The sequence below is a fragment of the Photobacterium sp. GB-36 genome (genome assembly GCF_003026135.1).
Classification (GTDB): domain Bacteria; phylum Pseudomonadota; class Gammaproteobacteria; order Enterobacterales; family Vibrionaceae; genus Photobacterium.
Map to the genome: position 1 here is coordinate 1 of NZ_PYNY01000003.1, position 19,544 is coordinate 19,544.

19 protein-coding genes and 2 tRNA genes are annotated in these 19,544 nt (G+C 41.2%); 1 reads left to right on the plus strand and 20 read right to left on the minus strand.

The features are described from left to right. Positions 1–608: 608 nt before the first annotated feature. Positions 609–699, minus strand: a tRNA-Ser gene (locus C9J46_RS03295). 29 nt (positions 700–728) lie between these two features. Continuing rightward, positions 729–816: transfer RNA gene (locus C9J46_RS03300), tRNA-Ser, on the minus strand. A gap of 261 nt (positions 817–1,077) precedes the next feature. On the opposite strand from C9J46_RS03300, the gene C9J46_RS03305 reads away from it, so the two are divergent. Continuing rightward, positions 1,078–1,650 (plus strand): UPF0149 family protein, encoded by a 573-nt coding sequence (locus C9J46_RS03305; RefSeq protein WP_105060577.1) that lies wholly within the window; start codon positions 1,078–1,080, stop codon positions 1,648–1,650. Positions 1,651–1,749: 99 nt separating this feature from the next. On the opposite strand, the gene nadA is transcribed toward C9J46_RS03305, so the two are convergent. From nadA to aspS, 18 genes are all read right to left on the minus strand, one after another. Next, entirely contained in the window at positions 1,750–2,811 is a 1,062-nt protein-coding gene (nadA, locus tag C9J46_RS03310) for a quinolinate synthase NadA (RefSeq protein ID WP_107205632.1), read from the minus strand. Between the two features lie 163 nt (positions 2,812–2,974). Continuing rightward, on the minus strand, positions 2,975–3,697 hold the full coding sequence (ybgF, locus tag C9J46_RS03315; protein ID WP_107205631.1) for a tol-pal system protein YbgF: 723 nt from the start codon (positions 3,695–3,697) through the stop codon (positions 2,975–2,977). Positions 3,698–3,718: 21 nt separating this feature from the next. Then, the gene (gene pal / locus C9J46_RS03320; protein ID WP_107205630.1) at positions 3,719–4,261 is read right to left on the minus strand and encodes a peptidoglycan-associated lipoprotein Pal; all 543 of its coding nucleotides are present in this window, start codon (positions 4,259–4,261) and stop codon (positions 3,719–3,721) included. Between the two features lie 58 nt (positions 4,262–4,319). After that, positions 4,320–5,648, minus strand: coding sequence for a Tol-Pal system beta propeller repeat protein TolB (gene tolB / locus C9J46_RS03325; protein WP_107205629.1), 1,329 nt, complete (start codon positions 5,646–5,648; stop codon positions 4,320–4,322). 35 nt (positions 5,649–5,683) lie between these two features. Then, positions 5,684–6,772 carry a cell envelope integrity protein TolA gene (tolA, locus tag C9J46_RS03330; RefSeq protein ID WP_107259431.1) on the minus strand — a complete coding sequence of 363 codons (1,089 nt, stop codon included), beginning with the start codon at positions 6,770–6,772 and terminating at the stop codon, positions 5,684–5,686. 9 nt (positions 6,773–6,781) lie between these two features. Next, entirely contained in the window at positions 6,782–7,225 is a 444-nt protein-coding gene (gene tolR, locus C9J46_RS03335; protein ID WP_105060582.1) for a protein TolR, read from the minus strand. A gap of 3 nt (positions 7,226–7,228) precedes the next feature. Then, positions 7,229–7,918, minus strand: a complete 690-nt coding sequence (gene tolQ, locus C9J46_RS03340; protein ID WP_105060583.1) for a protein TolQ — start codon at positions 7,916–7,918, stop codon at positions 7,229–7,231. Continuing rightward, on the minus strand, positions 7,919–8,323 hold the full coding sequence (gene ybgC, locus C9J46_RS03345; RefSeq protein ID WP_107259429.1) for a tol-pal system-associated acyl-CoA thioesterase: 405 nt from the start codon (positions 8,321–8,323) through the stop codon (positions 7,919–7,921). A 278-nt stretch (positions 8,324–8,601) separates the two neighbouring features. Beyond that, positions 8,602–8,895, minus strand: a complete 294-nt coding sequence (ybgE, locus tag C9J46_RS03350; protein WP_107205626.1) for a cyd operon protein YbgE — start codon at positions 8,893–8,895, stop codon at positions 8,602–8,604. Position 8,896: 1 nt separating this feature from the next. Continuing rightward, positions 8,897–9,004, minus strand: a complete 108-nt coding sequence (gene cydX / locus C9J46_RS03355; protein ID WP_005370675.1) for a cytochrome bd-I oxidase subunit CydX — start codon at positions 9,002–9,004, stop codon at positions 8,897–8,899. 14 nt (positions 9,005–9,018) lie between these two features. Then, a complete protein-coding gene (cydB, locus tag C9J46_RS03360) occupies positions 9,019–10,155 on the minus strand; it encodes a cytochrome d ubiquinol oxidase subunit II (RefSeq protein WP_107245543.1) in 1,137 nt (378 codons plus the stop codon). A gap of 17 nt (positions 10,156–10,172) precedes the next feature. Further along, positions 10,173–11,759, minus strand: coding sequence for a cytochrome ubiquinol oxidase subunit I (gene cydA / locus C9J46_RS03365; RefSeq protein ID WP_107205624.1), 1,587 nt, complete (start codon positions 11,757–11,759; stop codon positions 10,173–10,175). A 943-nt stretch (positions 11,760–12,702) separates the two neighbouring features. Next, positions 12,703–13,722: a Holliday junction branch migration DNA helicase RuvB gene (ruvB, locus tag C9J46_RS03370; protein WP_107205623.1), complete on the minus strand. Its 1,020-nt coding sequence runs from the start codon at positions 13,720–13,722 to the stop codon at positions 12,703–12,705. 29 nt (positions 13,723–13,751) lie between these two features. Beyond that, on the minus strand, positions 13,752–14,375 hold the full coding sequence (gene ruvA, locus C9J46_RS03375) for a Holliday junction branch migration protein RuvA (RefSeq protein WP_107259427.1): 624 nt from the start codon (positions 14,373–14,375) through the stop codon (positions 13,752–13,754). A gap of 77 nt (positions 14,376–14,452) precedes the next feature. Then, complete coding sequence (locus tag C9J46_RS03380) at positions 14,453–15,907, minus strand: methyl-accepting chemotaxis protein (RefSeq protein WP_107259425.1); 1,455 nt, start codon at positions 15,905–15,907, stop codon at positions 14,453–14,455. A gap of 120 nt (positions 15,908–16,027) precedes the next feature. Next, positions 16,028–16,549, minus strand: coding sequence for a crossover junction endodeoxyribonuclease RuvC (ruvC, locus tag C9J46_RS03385; protein ID WP_005370662.1), 522 nt, complete (start codon positions 16,547–16,549; stop codon positions 16,028–16,030). A 22-nt stretch (positions 16,550–16,571) separates the two neighbouring features. Next, positions 16,572–17,318, minus strand: coding sequence for a YebC/PmpR family DNA-binding transcriptional regulator (locus C9J46_RS03390; RefSeq protein WP_107245547.1), 747 nt, complete (start codon positions 17,316–17,318; stop codon positions 16,572–16,574). Between the two features lie 204 nt (positions 17,319–17,522). After that, a complete protein-coding gene (aspS, locus tag C9J46_RS03395; protein WP_107245548.1) occupies positions 17,523–19,313 on the minus strand; it encodes an aspartate--tRNA ligase in 1,791 nt (596 codons plus the stop codon). Positions 19,314–19,544: the final 231 nt, after the last annotated feature.

Consider the following 19,544-nt stretch of genomic DNA (forward strand, 5'->3'; position numbering starts at 1 on the left):
AAGTTAAACTATATTATTTATTTTAAACTTAATAGATAACATATATTAAATTGAAATAGTGATTAATAGACATACAGCCTATAACTAAAAGTTAATAATGACTCTTACAGTAATAAAGATATACGAATAAAGTAACGTCTAGATCATAATAGAAAATACTTATATATTAGGTATATATAATAAAAATACAAAAAAGCCGCTAACTTTCGCTAGCGGCTTTCTGAAATATGACGAAGCAGTTCTGGGTATTAGAGGATTTGAACGCTTCAAATACCAATCACTGTATCACAATAGGTAGCAGTCATTTTTTAAACGTAAAAAAGCCGCTAACTTTCACTAGCGGCTTTCTTTAATATGACGGAGCAGCTCTGGGTATTAGAGGATTTGAACGCTTCAAATACCAATCTCTGTATCACAATAGGTAGCAGTCATTTTTCAAACGTAAAAAAGCCGCTAACTTTCACTCGCGGCTTCTTTAATATGACGGAGCAGCTCTGGGTATTAGAGGATTTGAACGCTTCAAATACCAATCTCTGTATCACAATAGGTAGCAGTCATTTTTCAAACGTAAAAAAGCCGCTAACTTTCGCTAGCGGCTTTCTTTAATATGGCGGAGAGATAGGGATTTGAACCCTAGATACGCTATAAACGTATGCCGGTTTTCAAGACCGGTGCTTTCAACCACTCAGCCATCTCTCCTAAATTGTTATCTCTTAAAAAATAAGAGATGGCGGTGAGGGAGGGATTCGAACCCTCGATACGTTGCCGTATACACACTTTCCAGGCGTGCTCCTTCAGCCACTCGGACACCTCACCACATTGCGTTAATAGGCACTGCTTCTTAACGGACGGCTACTATATTGTGCTAAAGGTATTAGGTCAAGATAAAACTGAAAGCATCGCATTAAGTGTCTACTTTTAAAACAAATCTGATACTTATACGAAAATATCTCATCGTGTCTCTATTTTGACCTAACGAGGCTGTTACAATAAGTAACTAATACTTGATTACTCTTTCGTTGATCGTTTAATAGGTCAAGGAATATCCTAACAATGATTAAATAGAGACTCTTTTATATGTCTTCAAAACTTAGCGTCATTTTGCAAGATCAACAGCTTGCCGAACTACTGCTCAACGAAGCGCAAACACGTGGCTTTGTCACTGCAATGGCTGCAGCACCTAATATTATTGCCCCAACAGAATGGCTAGCTTTTTTATGGGGTGGAGAAGAAACCTCTCCTTTTAGTACCCATGAAGAATTAGAAAACTATGCCAATGCAATCATTGATATTTTAAATGAAGCACGTACAACTCTCTATGACAACACATGGCAATGGCCTGAAGGCTGTGCACTAGACGATAGCCAAATTGTCACCGAAGCAACCAGTAACTTCTGTGAAGGTATGCTTCAGGGTTGGCAACTTGCGCGTGATGATTGGGAAACCATTATGCCACCTGAAAGTGAAGATAATGCCCTACTGGGTGGCGTATTGCTTTCTTTCAGCCTACTGTTTGATCCTGAAACAGCACTTGAAGCATTAAAAGAACAAGATGCTGATGCCTTAGCGCAATTTGAAGAGATCTTTAATGCCATTCCTGTAATGCTCTGTGGCTTAACACAACGTGGCGCAATGTTAGTTCAAGACTAATAATCCACACATTTCCCTAAAACAAAGAAGGCGAACATCTCTGTTCGCCTTCTTTTTTATGCTCGTTTGTTATTCATTGCCGCTGATTCAACAAAAAGCTTAAGCATTACCTTTTACTTTTAACTGCAATTCAGCCGCAAAATCTAGCATTCGGTTTAACGGGATCAGTGATTTTTCACGTAGCGATTCATCAACAAAAATTTCATGCTGCTCACCACCATCATTTAATGCGGTGTAAATCGCTTTCAAACCATTCATTGCCATCCACGGACAATGTGCGCAGCTACGACATGTTGCCCCAGCCCCCGCTGTTGGAGCCTCTACTAATTCTTTCTCTGGCACCATTTGCTGCATCTTAAAGAAAATGCCTTTATCAGTTGCTACAATAAGCTTCTGATTCGGTAGCTCTTTCGCGGCTTTAATAAGCTGGCTTGTTGAACCTACAGCATCAGCTAATGCGACTACACTCGCGGGTGATTCAGGGTGAACAAGAATAGCAGCGTCAGGATATAGGTGCTTCATGTCGCGTAGGGCTTTAGCAGAAAACTCGTCGTGAACAATACATTCACCCTGCCACAACAGCATCTCTGCACCTGTTTTCTTCTGAATATAAGAACCTAAGTGACGATCCGGTCCCCAAATGATTTTCTTGTCTTCGCTATCTAAATGCTCAACAATCTCCAGTGCAATACTTGATGTTACAACCCAATCAGCACGTGCTTTTACTGCAGCAGAGGTATTGGCATAGACAACAACAGTATGATCAGGGTGAGCATCGCAAAACTCGCTAAATGCATCAATAGGACAACCTAAATCAAGCGAACATTCAGCCTCTAAGGTTGGCATCAATACATGCTTTTCTGGTGTAAGAATCTTGGCAGATTCACCCATAAAGCGTACACCACAAATAATTAAGGTGGTGGCTGGATGTTGATTACCAAAACGAGCCATTTCTAGTGAATCACCAACAAAACCGCCAGTTTCTTCAGCCAATGCCTGTATTTCAGGATCGGTATAATAATGCGCCACTAATACTGCATCTTTATCCTTTAGCAATTGTTTGATTTGCTGAATATATTGTTGTTTTTCAGTATCAGTTAGTCGGGCAGGTTTTGGTGGAAACGGATATACCATCTCTGATGGATCAAATGTAATACTCATTTTTCACTTGCTCATTAGCATTCCTTTAGTGTCCGAACATTATACGCTGGATTTTCCAAATTTCACCTTTAACCAACACTGCTTCGACTTCGTAGTAACAAAAAAGCCCACAACAGAAATAACCATTTCTTTGTGGGCTTTTAAAATCAAACCGTAACTGCGTTTATTTTAACTTCGTAAGCGCTGTTTTAGCTTGATTAGCAGACGTTGAATTCGGGTATGCTTTGATCACTTCTTGATAATATGTTTTTGCCGTCGCAATATCATTACCACGTTCTGCAATCACACCAAGTTTCAGCAACGCATCAGCGCGCTTACTTGAGTCTTTGGTATCTGCAACCACTTTAAAATTCGTTGTAGCATCTGCTAGCTGATTCTGAGCAAAGAATAATTGCCCCAACCAATAACTAGCATTCGGCTTATAAACCGAATTAGGGTAAGTCGTTAAGAAGCTTTGGAACGCTTTGGTTGCGCCTTTATAATCTTTCTCTTTTAAGATCAGATTAACCGCTTTTTCATAGGCCGTATTTTCATCGGTATTACTTGAAAAAGCTTCACTTGATGCCGCTTCTTTTTTAGCGTCCGTAGGCTCGGCTTTCGCTGGTTGGCGGCTCAAGTTATCAACTTCTCGATAGATGTCACGTTGACGATCTACCACTTTTTTAATTTCATAACTATTACGTTCAACGTTGCCACGAAGCTCATCAATATCTGATGACATCTGCTCTAAGCGGCGCTGCATTTGTAACTGCACCTGACCTTGCGCTTCAAGCATACGCTCTAAGCTATCTAAATTCGCTGCCGATACAGGCGCGGCGACCACTTGGGTCGCCGCGCTCATCAGCAACACTAATGCAAGTTTTCGCATTACTTTGTTACTGCTCATATTGGGTTTACCTACATTAGATTAGTAAACTAAAACCGCGCGACGGTTTTTCGCATAATCAGCATCAGTGTGACCTAATACTAATGGTTTTTCTTCACCGTAGCTCACAATAGAAAGTTGAGATGCAGGTACACCTAATGCTTGCAGGTACTGTGCTACTGCATTGGCACGACGCTCACCTAACGCAATGTTGTATTCTGGCGTACCACGCTCATCAGCATGACCTTCAACGATGACTTTAATACTTGGGTGGTCACGTAAGTACGCAGCATGTGCTTCTAAAATTGCTTGGTACTCAGGTTGAATCTCTGCGTTATCAAACTTAAAGAAAACGGTTTGTTCTTGACGTAACTGCTGCAATTGTTGCTCAAGCAATTGTTCTTCACTCATGCTTCCTGATGGATCAACCGGAGTCACAATTGTTTGATCAGGCGAAGTGCTGCCGCCATTAGTACCGTTTTGGTTCGCAGCAGAGCTGTCTGCACTATCTGTTGAACTACATGCTGCCAATGTCATCATTGGTAGCGCAATGGCTAAACTTTTCAAAACTTTGTTCAGTTGCATCTAGATTTCCTTTTTAAACTCAATCGTGCCTCAAAAGGCAAATGAGAATTAACTCAAATTATAAAAATGGGCCCCAAGATGGTGCTCGTACACGTTTACTTGTTGATGGTAAGCGTGCTTGGAAACGACCATCGATGGATACCAAAGAAAGTTCGTAAGTACCATTATTTTGCGCTGAGCTATAAATAATCATACTTCCATTAGGAGCAATACTTGGTGACTCGGCAAGGCGTGCTTTTGTTAAAATTTGCATTGCACCTGTTTTAAGATCTTGTTTAGCAATGTTGTAACCACTATCTGAACGGTTTACGACGACAAGATAACGCCCATCAGGTGTAATTTGTGGTCCCATGTTCTGAGAACCTTGCCAAGTTACACGTTGCGTATCACCGGTTGCTAAATCTAAATGGTAAACCTGTGGACGACCGCCACGATCAGAGGTGAAGTAAAGAGATTGACCATCGGGTGCCCATACCGCTTCCGTATTATTAGCACGGCCGTGAGTAATTTGGCGTAATTGATTGGTTTTCAGATCTTTAATGTAGATCTGCAAGCTACCTGTTTTAGAAAGTACCATCGCTAATTTAGTACCATCAGGTGAAAACTGTGGTGAACCATTATGGCGAGGGTAATCCGCCACTACTTCACGCTTACCTGTGTAGATATCTAACACGAAGATCTGTGCTTTACCGCTTTCAAAGCTTACATACGCCAGTTTGCTACCATCTGGCGACCATGCTGGAGACATTAGCGGTTGTTTGGACTTCAATACCACACGTTCGTTGTAACCATCGTAATCAGCCACACGTAATTGATATGGAAACTTCGATGAACGATTATTATCAACGTATGCAATACGCGTTAAGAATGCACCACGTTCACCCGTTAGCTTCTGGTAAATTAAATCAGAAATACGGTGAGCATATTGACGCATGCGGTTAGGCTTTACTGACGCTTGATTATTCAATAGTAAATAATCGCCTTTTGCAGCCCCTTCAGTACCTGCTGCTAGTTTACCTTTAACAATGTCGACTAACTGATAATTAACGGTGTAATTGCCATCTTGATTCTTAACAATTGTACCTGTTACAACCGCATCAACGCCCATCTTACTCCATGCAGAGTAATCAATTTGGCTTTCATTATGAGGTAACTGTGGCAATTTATTTGTCGGCACTGGGCTGAACTTACCACTTCGTTGTAAATCTGATGCAATTACTGCAGAAATATCAGTGGGTAGTTTACCTTCACCTTCCCATTTGAAAGGAACAACACCAATTGGGCGTGCAGAATCCACACCATCAGTGATCACTAATTCAAGTTCAGCATGTGCAAATTGGCTAACGCTTAATAGAGCTAAACATAAGCCCATTATCCAACGTTTCATCCATCGCTCCTATTTTATATTGCACCACAAATCATTTACTGTGGCGTGACTGTAAGTTTGATATCTCTTAATTTTTTCGCAATTTCTGGATCATCAGGCATTGGGAATTGGCTAACTTTGACTACCGCAGATTTTGCCGCGCGACATAATGCACCATCACCACCAGATTGAGTGACATCCAGTACTAAACCATCAGCAGACAAACGCATAGTCAAATTACATTCTTGGCCTTTAAAACTTTGATCAACCAATAAATTTTGTTGAATCATTTGTTTATATATTGCGCCATAACGTGCCACTTCATCAGCAATATGTTGCCCTTTCGCACCACCGCGCTGCTCACTTTCCGCTTCAAGACCTGCAAACATATCATTCAATGCTGCTTCTTTTTGCTGCTGGAGTTTCTTCGCTTCAGCTGCTTTGCGTTTCGCTTCTGCTTCGGCTTTTTTCTTAGCTTCTGCTGCCTTACGCTCAGCCTCAATACGTTTTGCTTCAGCTTCTTTACGTTTCGCTTCCGCTTGAGCTGCTTCTTCTTGTGCTTTTTTCTTTGCTGCTACTTGCTTTTGACGCTCAAGTTCAGCTTGTCGACTTGCTTCTTCCGCTTTACGTTGTTCTTCAAGTTTTTGTTGACGAACTTGCTCCGCTTTTTCTGCTGCCTCTTGTTTCGCTTTACGCTCAGCTTCTGCTTTTGCTGCTTGTGCTTTCGCTACTTTTGCCGCTTCATCAGCTTTACGTTTTTCTTCAGCCGCTTGCTTTTGTTGCTCTGCGACTAACTTGCGTTGTTTCTCTGCTTCTCGTGCTTCTTTCTCAGCTTTTAGCTTGTCGGCTTTTAACTGTCTAACACGTTCAGCTTCATCTTTTCTCTGCTTTTCAAGCGCTTCCGTCTGCTCTTCCAGCCTTTTTTTACGCTCTTGTTCAGCACGTTTAGCCGCTTCCCGTTGCTCTCGAATTTGCGTCGCTTGTTGATGAATCATTGCAGGATCGACAACCACAGCTTGAATGGTATTGCCGCCCACATCTGATTTTTTCATCGTAAAATCAGCGCCCCAGAACAATAATCCAATCAACAGCGCATGAATAAATAACGATATAACGGTGGAACCTGTGTAATTGTTATTTTTCATTCTTTAACCTTATTGCTCAAGAGGCTCAGTCATTAAGCCAACAGAGCCGACACCGGCTTGGTTTAAGGCGTCCAATGTTTCGATAATATGTGCATAAGGTGTACGACCATCACCACCTACCATCACTAACGTTTTAGGCTGCGCTGCCATTTGCGCTTTTACACGTGCAAGCACTTCTTGCAACGATAAGCCCCGTTGCATGTCAGCATTGTCGATACTGACACCAAGGTGGCCATCTTTATCGACTTCCACAATAATTGGCGGAATATCGCTATCTTTATTCATCTCTGCAACCGTTTCTGCCGTGGTGGTTTGTGGCAGATCCACATCCACACCTTGGCTAACGAACGGCGCTGTTACCATAAAGATAATAAGCAATACCAACATAACGTCGATATAGGGAACAACGTTAATTTCCGCTGTCATTTTGCGCTTTTTCGGTTGATAAGCCATTGCTTACTTCTCCTGATTAGCGGCAAATGCTTGACGGTGTAAAATACTTGAAAATTCTTCCATAAACGTTGCGTACGTATGTTCTAGCTTTGATACTTTATTGGTTAAACGGTTGTAGAACATTACAGCAGGAATCGCAGCAAATAAGCCCATCGCTGTTGCAATCAATGCTCCTGCGATACCAGGTGCAACGGTTGCTAATGTTGGCTGTTTCATCGCACCAAGAGCAATAAATGCAGTCATGATACCCAGTACCGTACCAAATAAGCCGATATACGGACTAATTGAACCCACCGTCGCTAAAAACGGTAGATTGGTTTCCAATTCATCAACTTCTTTTGACAGTGATACGCGCATAGCTCGACTTGTACCTTCCATCACCGCTTCTGGCACTTTATCGTTGCTGCGGTGTAAACGTGCAAACTCTTTGAAACCTGAATAGAAAATTTGCTCAGATCCCGTTAGGTCATCTTTACGTGCTTGTACTTCTTTATACAACTGAGATAAATCAATACCTGACCAAAAACGATCTTCAAACTGTGCGGCTTTACGGCTAGCCTCTGACAATACTTGAGAACGCTTGATGATCATTGTCCATGATGCAATCGACATGCCTAATAAAATAAGCATAACCATAATTTCAAGCGCACCTGAATTTAGAATAATGTCTAAAACCGTCAACTCTGAGTTCACTTAATTTATCTCCAGCTTTAATTGTTCAGGAAGTGCAATAGGCTTCATCTGTGTCGGATCGACACAAGCAATTTTCACCAATACCTTACACAGCACTTCGTTGTTATTGTTTACTAATTCTTGGCTAAATTCGATTGAAGCTCGTCGTATATTTTGCACCACTGTATGGACCATTAACTGATCATCAAGTTTTGCACCACGAAGAAAATCAATCGTTAGGCTGCGCACAACAAAACTCATATTTAACGAAAATAACTGTTGCTGATTTAGCCCAATTTTTCTCAAGTATTCTGTTCGTGCTCGCTCAAAAAACTTCAAATAGTTAGCGTGGTATACCACCCCACCAACATCGGTATCTTCATAGTAAATGGTTACTGGCCACTTAAAAACATTAAGTTGTGTCATTTTATTACCATTGAGTCGTGGCTATCATTCATATATGCAAAAATACATTGCTGCTACTATACATCAACTTAATATAACGTTGTTACTGAGTGATGCTTTCAAGTCGTTATTTTATATAAAATTAACGCTTACGTATCCATTCTGACAATCAAATCACATTTCTGTTCACATACCATGCGTAACAAGCGAAATGAATGCAATTCCTACCTAATATTTATAAAAAAACGGCTTACTACCACAGTAGTAAGCCGTTTGATTATTCTACAAATCGCCTTCTATTAAAAAAAGTACAATTTAAGAACATAAATTAATATCGGAAGTGCGATGATTGGCGAGAAAAATAACTGCCAATACCAACGATGAGGCACAAAACTCATACCAAAAACCATGGCACTGCATGTTGCCCAAATCATCAACGGCGCAATTACAGGACCAAAGCCACCAATTGCATCAGCAAACTGGTGTGGTTCCCACATCACTAACCCTGCAACAGTCACTGCCATTGCAATCGCTAATAATTTTAGTGGCAACATCATCAATGGTGCATGTATTGCTTTTATCGCACGATCCATATTACTCACTGTCGTTATCCATGTTTTCGGTCGTTTCAAGCCATAACGCATTGACGATACCAAAAGAACAAGCCAGTAGAACACCTAAAATCCAAGCAAAATACCACATTGTTCGTCTACTCCTTAGTACAGTGAAGTTTTGTTGTCTTCGATATATTTAGTATCTAGACGACCAAACATTTTGTAGTAACACCATGAGGTGTAAGCCAAGATCACTGGAACCATAATAAAGGCAACTACAGTCATGATCTTCAATGTTAACTCAGAGGATGTTGCATCCCAAATAGTCAAGCTGATGTGTGGATCTAGGCTTGAAGGCATAATGAATGGGAATGTTGCAAAACCAAACGTTAATACCACACCTACCATAGTTAGGCTTGAGAATAAGAAAGCAAAACCTGCACGGTTAGCACGTGAACACAGCGCTGTCAGTAACGGCATCGCTACCGCAAGGATTGGTGCAATCCATAGTGCTGGGTAGTTTTCGTAGTTTATAAATAGTGCACCCACTTTGCGTACTACATCTTTCGTTGTTGGATCTGAAGGTGCATTTTTAATGATTTCAGATGTAATCACGTAGCCATTAACACCGTGAGCAACAAAACCAGCAATAACGAACACAACAGCCATTAGGATTGCAGAGCCTGCAGCAACCTTACGAGAACGCTCATGAATAGCATCTGTTGTTTTCATTTGTAGGAATGTTGCACCTTGAGTCACGATCATCAGTAAGCTCACCACACCACACAATAGTGCGAATGGATTTAGCAGACCGAAGAATGAACCCTTGTAGGTTGGGATCATGAACTCATTCAGTTCAAATGGTACACCCTGCATTAAGTTACCGAATGCCACACCGAAGATCACTGGTGGTACAAAACTACCAACGAAGATAGCTTTATCCCAAAGGCTACGCCATTTTGGATCTGTCAGCTTTGAACGGTAATCGAAACCAAGAGGACGAAGCCAAAGTGCAGCTAACGTCAGAATCATTGCAACGTAAAAACCAGAGAATACTGTTGCGTAAACTAGCGGCCATGCTGCAAACAATGCACCACCAGCGGTGATCAACCATACTTGGTTACCATCCCAGTGAGGTGCAATTGAGTTGATCATTACACGGCGTTCGTTATCCGTTTTACCAATGATATGAGATAGGATACCTACCCCCATATCGAAACCATCCGTGATTGCAAAACCGATGCATAGCACACCAATTAGTAACCACCAAATTAGTCGCAAGCTTTCATAATCAAACATTATTTGTTTCTCCCTGCTTACGCTTCAACCTGACGTGAAACCACATCTTGTTTTGTGTCATTTTGTTCGAAATGGTAGCGACCTGTTTTCAAGCTACTTGGACCAAGACGAGCGAATTTAACCATTAGGTAAACTTCAGCAACTAAGAATGCTGTGTATAGCGCTAGAATTGCCGCTAACGAGAACCATAGTTGTGACGGTTCAAGGTTAGATGCTGCCATATGAACAGGTAATATTTCACCTACTGCCCATGGTTGACGGCCGTATTCTGCAACGAACCAACCTGCTTCAATCGCAATCCAAGGTAGTGGAATACCAAATAGTGCAGCTTTAAGAACAAGCTTGTTACCAGTGATCTTATGACGACAAGACTGGATAAATGCAGCACCAATAATGGCGAACATTAAGAAACCAGCACCCACCATGATACGGAAGCTAAAGAATAGCGGCCATACTTGAGGGATTGAGTCATCTACTGCTTTTTGAATTTGTTCAGGTGTCGCATCAACAACTTTGTCGGTGTAAGGCTTAAGTAGTAAACCGTAACCTAAGTCTTTCTTCACTTCGTCGAAAGCTGCAATATTTTCAGGTGTCTTATCACCCGCGCGTAATTTCTCTAGAAGGCCGTATGCAACCATACCGTTACGAATACGTACTTCGTGCTCTTTCTTAAGATCACGGATACCCGTTACTTGTGTATCAAAAGAACGTGTTGCAATGATACCCATTAGGTACGGGATCTTAATTGCATAATCGGTTTCCATGGTTTCTTGATTAGGGAAACCAAACACAGTAAATGCCGCAGGTGCTGGCTCTGTGTGCCATTCCGCTTCAATTGCTGCTAATTTAGTTTTCTGAACGTCGCCTAGCTCGTAACCTGACTCATCACCAAGGATCATTACAGAAACGATAGATGCCATACCGAACGCTGCTGCGATTGCAAATGAACGACGCGCAAACGCAATATCACGACCTTTCAGCATGTAGTATGCACTAACACCTAGAATGAACATTGCACCACATACGTAGCCAGATGCTACAGTGTGAACAAACTTCACCTGTGCTACTGGGTTAAGCACTACGTCTGCAAAGCTCACCATTTCCATACGCATTGTTTCAAAGTTGAAATCAGCGCCGACTGGGTTTTGCATCCAACCGTTAGCAATAAGAATCCATAGTGCGGAGAAGTTTGAACCAAGAGCGACTAGCCAAGTGACAGCAAGGTGCTGGCGCTTAGATAGGCGATCCCAACCAAAGAAGAACATGCCGACTAGCGTTGATTCTAAGAAGAATGCCATTAGTGCTTCGATTGCCAATGGCGCACCGAAGATATCACCAACGTAGTGAGAGTAGTATGCCCAGTTTGTACCAAACTGGAACTCCATAGATAGGCCGGTAGCCACACCAAGAGCAAAGTTAATCGCGAAAAGCTTACCCCAGAACTTAGTCATGTCCTTGTAGATTTGCTTTCCGGTCATTACATAAACTGACTCCATAATGGCTAGTAAAAAAGCCATACCTAGAGTCAATGGAACGAACAAAAAGTGATACATCGCTGTTAGAGCGAACTGTAACCGCGATAGTTCGACGACATCAGTTAACATTGATAACTCCTTTATTCACCAGCTGACTGGTGACAGTACTAATATGTACCGATTATTGGGTTTAGCTTTGTATAGAGAACTTATTGCAATTTTGCCGACCTTCCTGATCACTTGCTTATAGTTACAAGCATCCATATTGTGTTGCAATATTGTTTAAATAAATTTAAATATACGTAATTCTATAGCTAATTTAGTCGTCGGTAATATTACAGATATTAAATGCAATCTTCAAAGAGTTTATTACGCGTTTTGCTTTGACAAATATCAAGAAAAAATGAGCTTGATAGCCTGTACGCAGATATTTTTGATTTAGATCAATTTACAGAAGATTTTGATAGGAAGAATGAATTTGGAAGGAGTAAACAATGAATTATATTTGATCGTATTCTGAAATAATATTCCTTTTCCTATTCTTATTTAATCATGATAGTTAAATGAAGTGAATCATTTTTTGCTTTACTTTTGTTATAACTTAATAAAATTTATGAATAATCTAGAAAGATCATCAAACCACCTTCTAGACTGTCATTCGTTGTCTTGTAAGGTATCGTAAACACCGCTCAAATATCTAAACTTACGAATGTATAGATATCTAAGTTAAACATAACGTTTTTTATTTTTTACTAAATATCAGCCCGTTAATGTATAAAATTAAACCATCGATACAATAAAAATAAAACGTTCTGCTTTTGTGATATTGTCTTGTTTTATATTTCTCATTAGCTTTCACCTAATAAAAATGAAAACCATAATCATATTTTTGATAATAAAAAACAGATAAATATTACTTGAATCATGAGTAAATAGTAAAATTGATTTTTAAATAACTAACGTGATAAATAAACATCAAATCAAAATAACAATAAATTCACAATATAATAAAATTATTAAACAACAAAGCGTGACTTTAATCGCCACGCTTAATTTTTCTGATTTTTTTATTTTACTTCGTATTTTTAGGAAGATCTAAACCAAAATGGAGATATGCACGATGTGTCGCAATTCGGCCTCTTGGTGTCCGTTGTAAATAACCTTGCTGAATCAAATACGGTTCAAGTACATCTTCAATTGTATCTTTCTCTTCACCAATAGCTGCTGCTAAGTTATCTAAACCGACAGGGCCACCCATAAACTTTTCAATAATAGCTAATAGAAGTTTACGGTCCATATAATCAAAACCGCTGCTATCAACATCGAGCATGTCTAATGCTTTATTAGCGATATCAGGACAAATATGTCCGTTACCTTTTACTTCAGCGTAATCTCGCACACGCCGTAACAAACGATTAGCGATACGTGGCGTGCCACGAGCACGCATGGCCATTTCCATCGCGCCGCCTTCTTCCATTGATAGTCCTAAACATTTAGCACTTCGGCCTACAATGTCTTTGAGATCTTCTACTTTGTAATACTCAAGGCGTTGTGTAATACCAAAACGATCACGTAGAGGTGAAGTTAATGAGCCCGCTCGTGTCGTTGCACCTATTAAAGTAAAGGGTGGCAAATCAATTTTAATTGAGCGTGCGGCTGGGCCTTCACCTATCATAATATCTAATTGGTAATCTTCCATTGCAGGATAAAGTACTTCTTCAACCTGAGGACTTAGACGATGTATTTCATCAATAAACAACACATCGTTTTCTTCAAGGTTTGTAAGTAGCGCAGCCAAATCACCGGCTTTTTCAAGTACAGGGCCTGAGGTTGTACGAATACTTACCCCCATTTCATTCGCCACTATATTTGCAAGCGTTGTTTTACCCAATCCTGGAGGACCAAAGATCAATAAATGATCTAAGGCTTCATCACGCATCTTTGCCGCTTTAATAAATATTTCCATTTGATCACGAACATGATCCTGTCCTTGATAATCATCAAGTAATTTAGGTCGTATTGCGCGATCAATTATATCGTCTTCACGGGTTGTTTCGAAATTACCAGAAACCAGTCGATCAGCTTCAATCATATTTTAATGCCTATACCCAACTTACAGGGTTATACCATTGAGCGGAGTGCATCACGAATAATCGCTTCACTACTCATCTCTGGTTGTGTGACTTGAGAAACCACTTTCGCGGCAATTTGTGGTTTATAACCCAGTGCAACCAATGCACTCACCGCTTCATCTTCAGCGCGAGCTTGATTTGATGGATCTTGGATCGGAGCATTGGATGCCGCTGTATCAAGTGCTGGCGTAAATAAGTCACCTTCACCCCACCCTTTTAAGCGATCTTTCATTTCAACAACTAAACGTTCTGCTGTTTTCTTGCCGACTCCGGGGATTTTAACTAGCGTAGTCACATCTTCTAATTCAACGCTACGAACAAATTGACTTGCAGTCATAGCTGATAAAATTGCTAAGCCTAATTTAGGCCCAACACCGTTCGCTTTAATTACTTCACGGAATAACTCACGTTCATTTTTATTATTAAAGCCATACAGTAGTTGCGCATCTTCTCGTACCACAAAGTGAGTAAAGATAATGGCTTCTTGGCCGATCTGTGGTAACTCATAAAAACAGCTCATTGGCATCTGCACTTCATAACCAATCCCACCAACTTCAAATAATACTTCAGGTGGCTGCTTTTCAATTACAATTCCGCGTAGTCGACCAATCAAAACATCATCTCTATAGTGAATTTAAACTGGCACTAGAATAGTAAAGAACTGGATAGACATCCAGTTCTTTATCGATTTTACGAAGAGTGAGAAACAACTTGATCAAGTTGTTGTGTTAAATGACGAACAGCAACCACTTGCTGATTTAATTCTGTACCATGTTGTGCAACTATTGCAGCCACACTTTGTGTATTTACCACACTATTAGCAACTTCACTGCTCGCTTCATCCAGCTCTTTTAATGCGGTTGATTGAGCAGTCATCAAACCCGATAACCCTTGTACATCTTGCGAAATCGTTGTGACTTGCTGAATGATATTATTCATCCGTTCAGTACTGGCGTTAATCACACCTTGACCGTGCCGTACTTCCTGCTCACTACGATCCAATAGATGGCGGATCTCAACGGCAGATTGACTACTTTTCGCCGAAAGCTCCCGTACTTGATCTGCTACAACTGCAAATCCCCTTCCCTGATCTCCAGCACGAGCCGCTTCTATCGAAGCATTTAGCGCAAGCAAATTGGTTTGTTCAGCAACAGAGGTGATTAAGTCCGCCACTTTCATAATCTCATCATGGCTATTAATAATTTGGCTGATCGCTTGCGTTGAATCTTCTAAGTGCGCCGAACTTTTTTGCGCCAGCTCATAAACCACGTCGCTTTTTTCACGTAATTCCTCAACAAACTGACTTGAGCTCTCAACTCCAAGGACCATTTGGTGTACTTGATGGCTCATTTGTTCAGCAGCGCTGGCTTGTGATTCACTATTAATATTCAGTTCATTGACTTGGCTATCTAGCTGAGACGATTGATTCGCTAAGCTATAAGATACTTGCTTTAATTGTTCAGAATTATTATTCGCTTGAAGTAATACATCAGATAGACGTAACTCACCTTCCGTTGCTTTACTGGCTTCTGATTCACTTTTTAGCTTAGCTTTTTCGGCACGATTAATTGCTATATCACGTTGTTTCGCCGTAAAAGCTAATGCAATACCAATGACAATCAATGGCAATACGGTTCCAGACCAAACCTCAATTTGCTGTGCTGTATGAGATAAAGAAAGCTGTGGAAATGAAACACCCTGCATATGTTGGTATGTCATGTAAGCCGAAACACAAATGATCAAGCTACTCCAAAGAATAGCCATCGCGCGCGTTGCCGAGAGGAAGAAAGAGACAACTAACAAAGGCACCCAATAAGTCTGCGTTGAATCAACCACACCACCACTTTGATAAATAATATTCAGCGCGTGGATTGCCATACCAATAAAACCTAAATTTAAAGATATTAAAGGCTGCTGAAGCCAACGCAGGCTCGAAATAGCAAGGAGTTCTAATACAATCAATATGACAGAAGTAAAAACAAGATTATCATGACCATGGTTTGACCATTTAATCAAACTATAGATACCAACGAGAAAAGCGATAAAAGTAAATAAGGAAAGGATATCGGCTTGGCGTTGTTGTGCTGTTGTCCATTGAGGTTGGCGCGGCATAAATATACTGCGCCATAAAGTGGCAGGGTTCATGATCACTTCCTTGCTTATTATCGTTAGACCTCTGACCACTATAGATTGTTAACATTTCTATAACAAATATCTTAATAAATATATGCCTTAAGTGTCTCATCTTTAATAATAGTAAGCTTATTAACGATAACGCCCCTTTCGTGCTCCCGTCGCTTTCCCTGCCATTGCCACTAAGGTTTTATAGGTATGCGCGTGACAAATCGCAACAGCTAAAGCATCAGCAGCATCAGCTTGAGGCTTACCTGCTAGCTTTAATACGGAACAAACCATATGTTGTACTTGCGCTTTATCTGCCCCACCGTTTCCGACTACCGCCTGTTTGATCAATCGCGCGGCATATTCACTGACCGGCAAATCTGCATTTACCGCTGCAACAATTGCACTGCCTCGCGCCTGACCTAATTTAATCGCAGAGCTGGCATTTTTGCCCATGAACACTTCTTCAATGGCAAAAAAATCAGGCTGAAATTGCGTGATCACTTCAGACACGCCTGCATAGATTTGCTTTAATCGTCCAGGAATACCAGGCTCTGAGGTGCGAATACAGCCGCTTCCTAAATACTCTAAATTACGTCCAACCTGACGAATTACCCCGTACCCCGTAATACGAGAGCCGGGGTCTATACCTAAAATTATCGACATTTTTCACTACTATTAGTAGCAATTATTCAAGCGTAGCTGCTACTTCATCTGACATGTCACCGTTATGGTAGACTTCTTGAATGTCATCCAAATCTTCTAATGCATCAATTAAGCGTAATAGTTTAGGTGCTGTTGTTGCATCTAACTCAGCCTTCGTTGATGGCACTAAGGTTACTTCTGCATTTTCTGCTGTAAAACCTGCGGCATCTAATGCATCTTTCACGCTACCGAAATCGGCAGGTGTCGTGTAAACATCGATTGAACCATCGTCATTAGTTTCAATATCGTCAGCGCCAGACTCTAACGCGACTTCCATAACAGCATCTTCATCTAACCCCGCCGCATAAGAAATCACGCCTTTTTTATCAAAAAGGTAACCTACGCTGCCATCCGTGCCAAGATTCCCCCCCGCTTTAGAGAAAGCATGACGTACGCCAGATACTGTTCGATTACGGTTATCCGTTAAACACTCAACCATTACCGCCGTACCCGCAGGACCGTAACCTTCATAAATGACAGTTTCTACGCCTTCGTCACCTTCACCACCAGCACCACGTGTTACTGCACGGTTGATAGTATCTCGAGTCATGTTATTTGATAGTGCTTTATCAATGGCAGCACGTAATCGAGGATTATTCTCAGGCTCACTGCCACCTTCTTTAGCGGCTACAGTAATCTCACGAATTAACTTAGTAAAAATTTTACCGCGTTTAGCATCTTGAGCTGCTTTACGATGTTTTATATTGGCAAATTTACTGTGTCCAGCCATGTTATCTCCAATCCGGCAATGTTAATTTTTTTGCTTGCATGAAAACATAAACCAAATAAGAGGTTAAAGCGAACAAAACACTTTTACCAAATAAGATGGACAGCAGAAAGGAATCAACAAAAGACAAAAAAGCCGATATCTTATAGGCGTTCACTAAAAAGTGGCAAATAAGTCATCGGCTTTTATTACAGCAAATTAATCAGATCACTCTGCGTCTTTTGCTTCTTCGTCTTTCTTAGCAATTTTAACGGCAATAGATAATTCTTCTAGTGCTGCTGGGTTTGCTAGGCTTGGCGCGTCAGTTAATAGACATGCTGCTGCCGTTGTTTTAGGGAACGCGATAACATCACGGATATTATCTGTACCACAAAGAAGCATTACAAGACGGTCAAGACCAAACGCAAGACCTGCGTGTGGTGGCGTACCGAATTTCAGAGCGTCAAGTAGGAAACCAAACTTCAAACGTTGCTCATCAGCAGAGATACCTAAGATATCAAATACTGTTGATTGCATAGCAGAGTTATGGATACGTACTGAACCACCGCCCACTTCATAACCATTGATTACCATATCGTACGCATTTGATAGCGCTGCTGCAGGGTTAGCCGCTAGCTCTTCTGGTGTTAGGTTTAATGGTGATGTGAATGGGTGGTGCATTGCAGATAGTGAACCATCTTCGTTCTCTTCGAACATTGGGAAATCAACAACCCAAAGTGGTTTCCATGCTGACTTGTCTGTTAGACCTAGATCTTCACCTAGTTTCAGACGAAGTGCGCCCATCGCTTCTGTTACAACACGTTTGCTGTCTGCACCGAATAGAATGATGTCGCCAGATTCTGCTTGAGTGCGCTCAAGAAGATTAGCAACCACTTCTTCGTTAAGGAACTTAGCAACAGGAGATTGAACACCTTCAAAACCTGCAGCGCGATCGTTAACTTTCATCCATGCTAGGCCTTTCGCGCCATAGATACCCACGAACTTAGTGTATTCGTCGATTTGCTTACGGCTTAGCTCAGCACCACCTGGTACACGGATAACCGCTACACGACCTTTTTCATCGTTAGCAGGGCCTGAGAATACTTTGAAATCAACATCTTTAACGATGTCTGCAACATCAACTAACTCAAGTGGGTTACGTAGATCTGGCTTATCAGAACCGAAACGACGCGCGGCTTCTTCGAAAGACATGATTGGGAATGTGCCTAGATCTACGTTTAGTAGCTCTTTCCACATTTCAGTGATCATCTTTTCAGTTACAGCACGCACTTCTTCAGCTGTCATGAAAGACGTTTCGATATCGATCTGAGTAAATTCAGGCTGACGATCAGCACGTAAGTCTTCATCACGGAAACACTTAACGATTTGGTAGTAACGGTCAAAACCAGACATCATTAGCAGCTGTTTAAATAGCTGTGGTGATTGTGGTAATGCGTAGAAATTACCTTTGTGAACACGGCTTGGTACTAGGTAGTCACGCGCGCCTTCTGGCGTTGCTTTTGTTAGTACTGGTGTTTCAATATCAAGGAATGCATTGTCATCTAAGAAACGACGAACGAAGCTTGATGCTTTTGCACGTAGCTTAATACGATCGCTCATTTCTGGGCGACGAAGATCTAAGTAACGGTACTTTAGACGCTGCTCTTCAGAGTTCTTTTGGTTGAAATCAAGCGGTAACGCGTCAGAACGGTTAATGATTTCAAGGCCAGTTGCATAAACCTCAACTTCACCTGTTGCCATGTCTTTATTACATTGGCTTTCAGGACGCTCACGCACTTCACCCGTTAGACGAATACAAAACTCGTTACGTAATTGGTTTGCTAGTGTGAAGATCTCAGTCATATCAGGATCAATAACAACCTGAACCACACCTTCGCGATCACGCATATCAATAAAGATAAGGCCGCCTAAATCACGACGACGGTTTACCCAGCCGCATAAATCGACTGTTTGTCCTGCAAGGGACTTGTTCAGGTGTCCACAATAATGGGTGCGCATAAGAAATTCCCAATCTATATACTTTACATTCCTGCGTTTAGTGTCGATAACGCTAAACGTCAGGCGAATTCAATCCCGACCGCTTGCTGTCTAATTTATCGTCTAAATTGGATAGCAAGAAGGCCAAGAGGCAAAAATAACGAGGCATTATACCCAAACAGCCTCAATAAGCGAAGTGATCCGACGGTAATTCATCACCAATTCGTTATGACGACTTTAAAGTCTTATTAT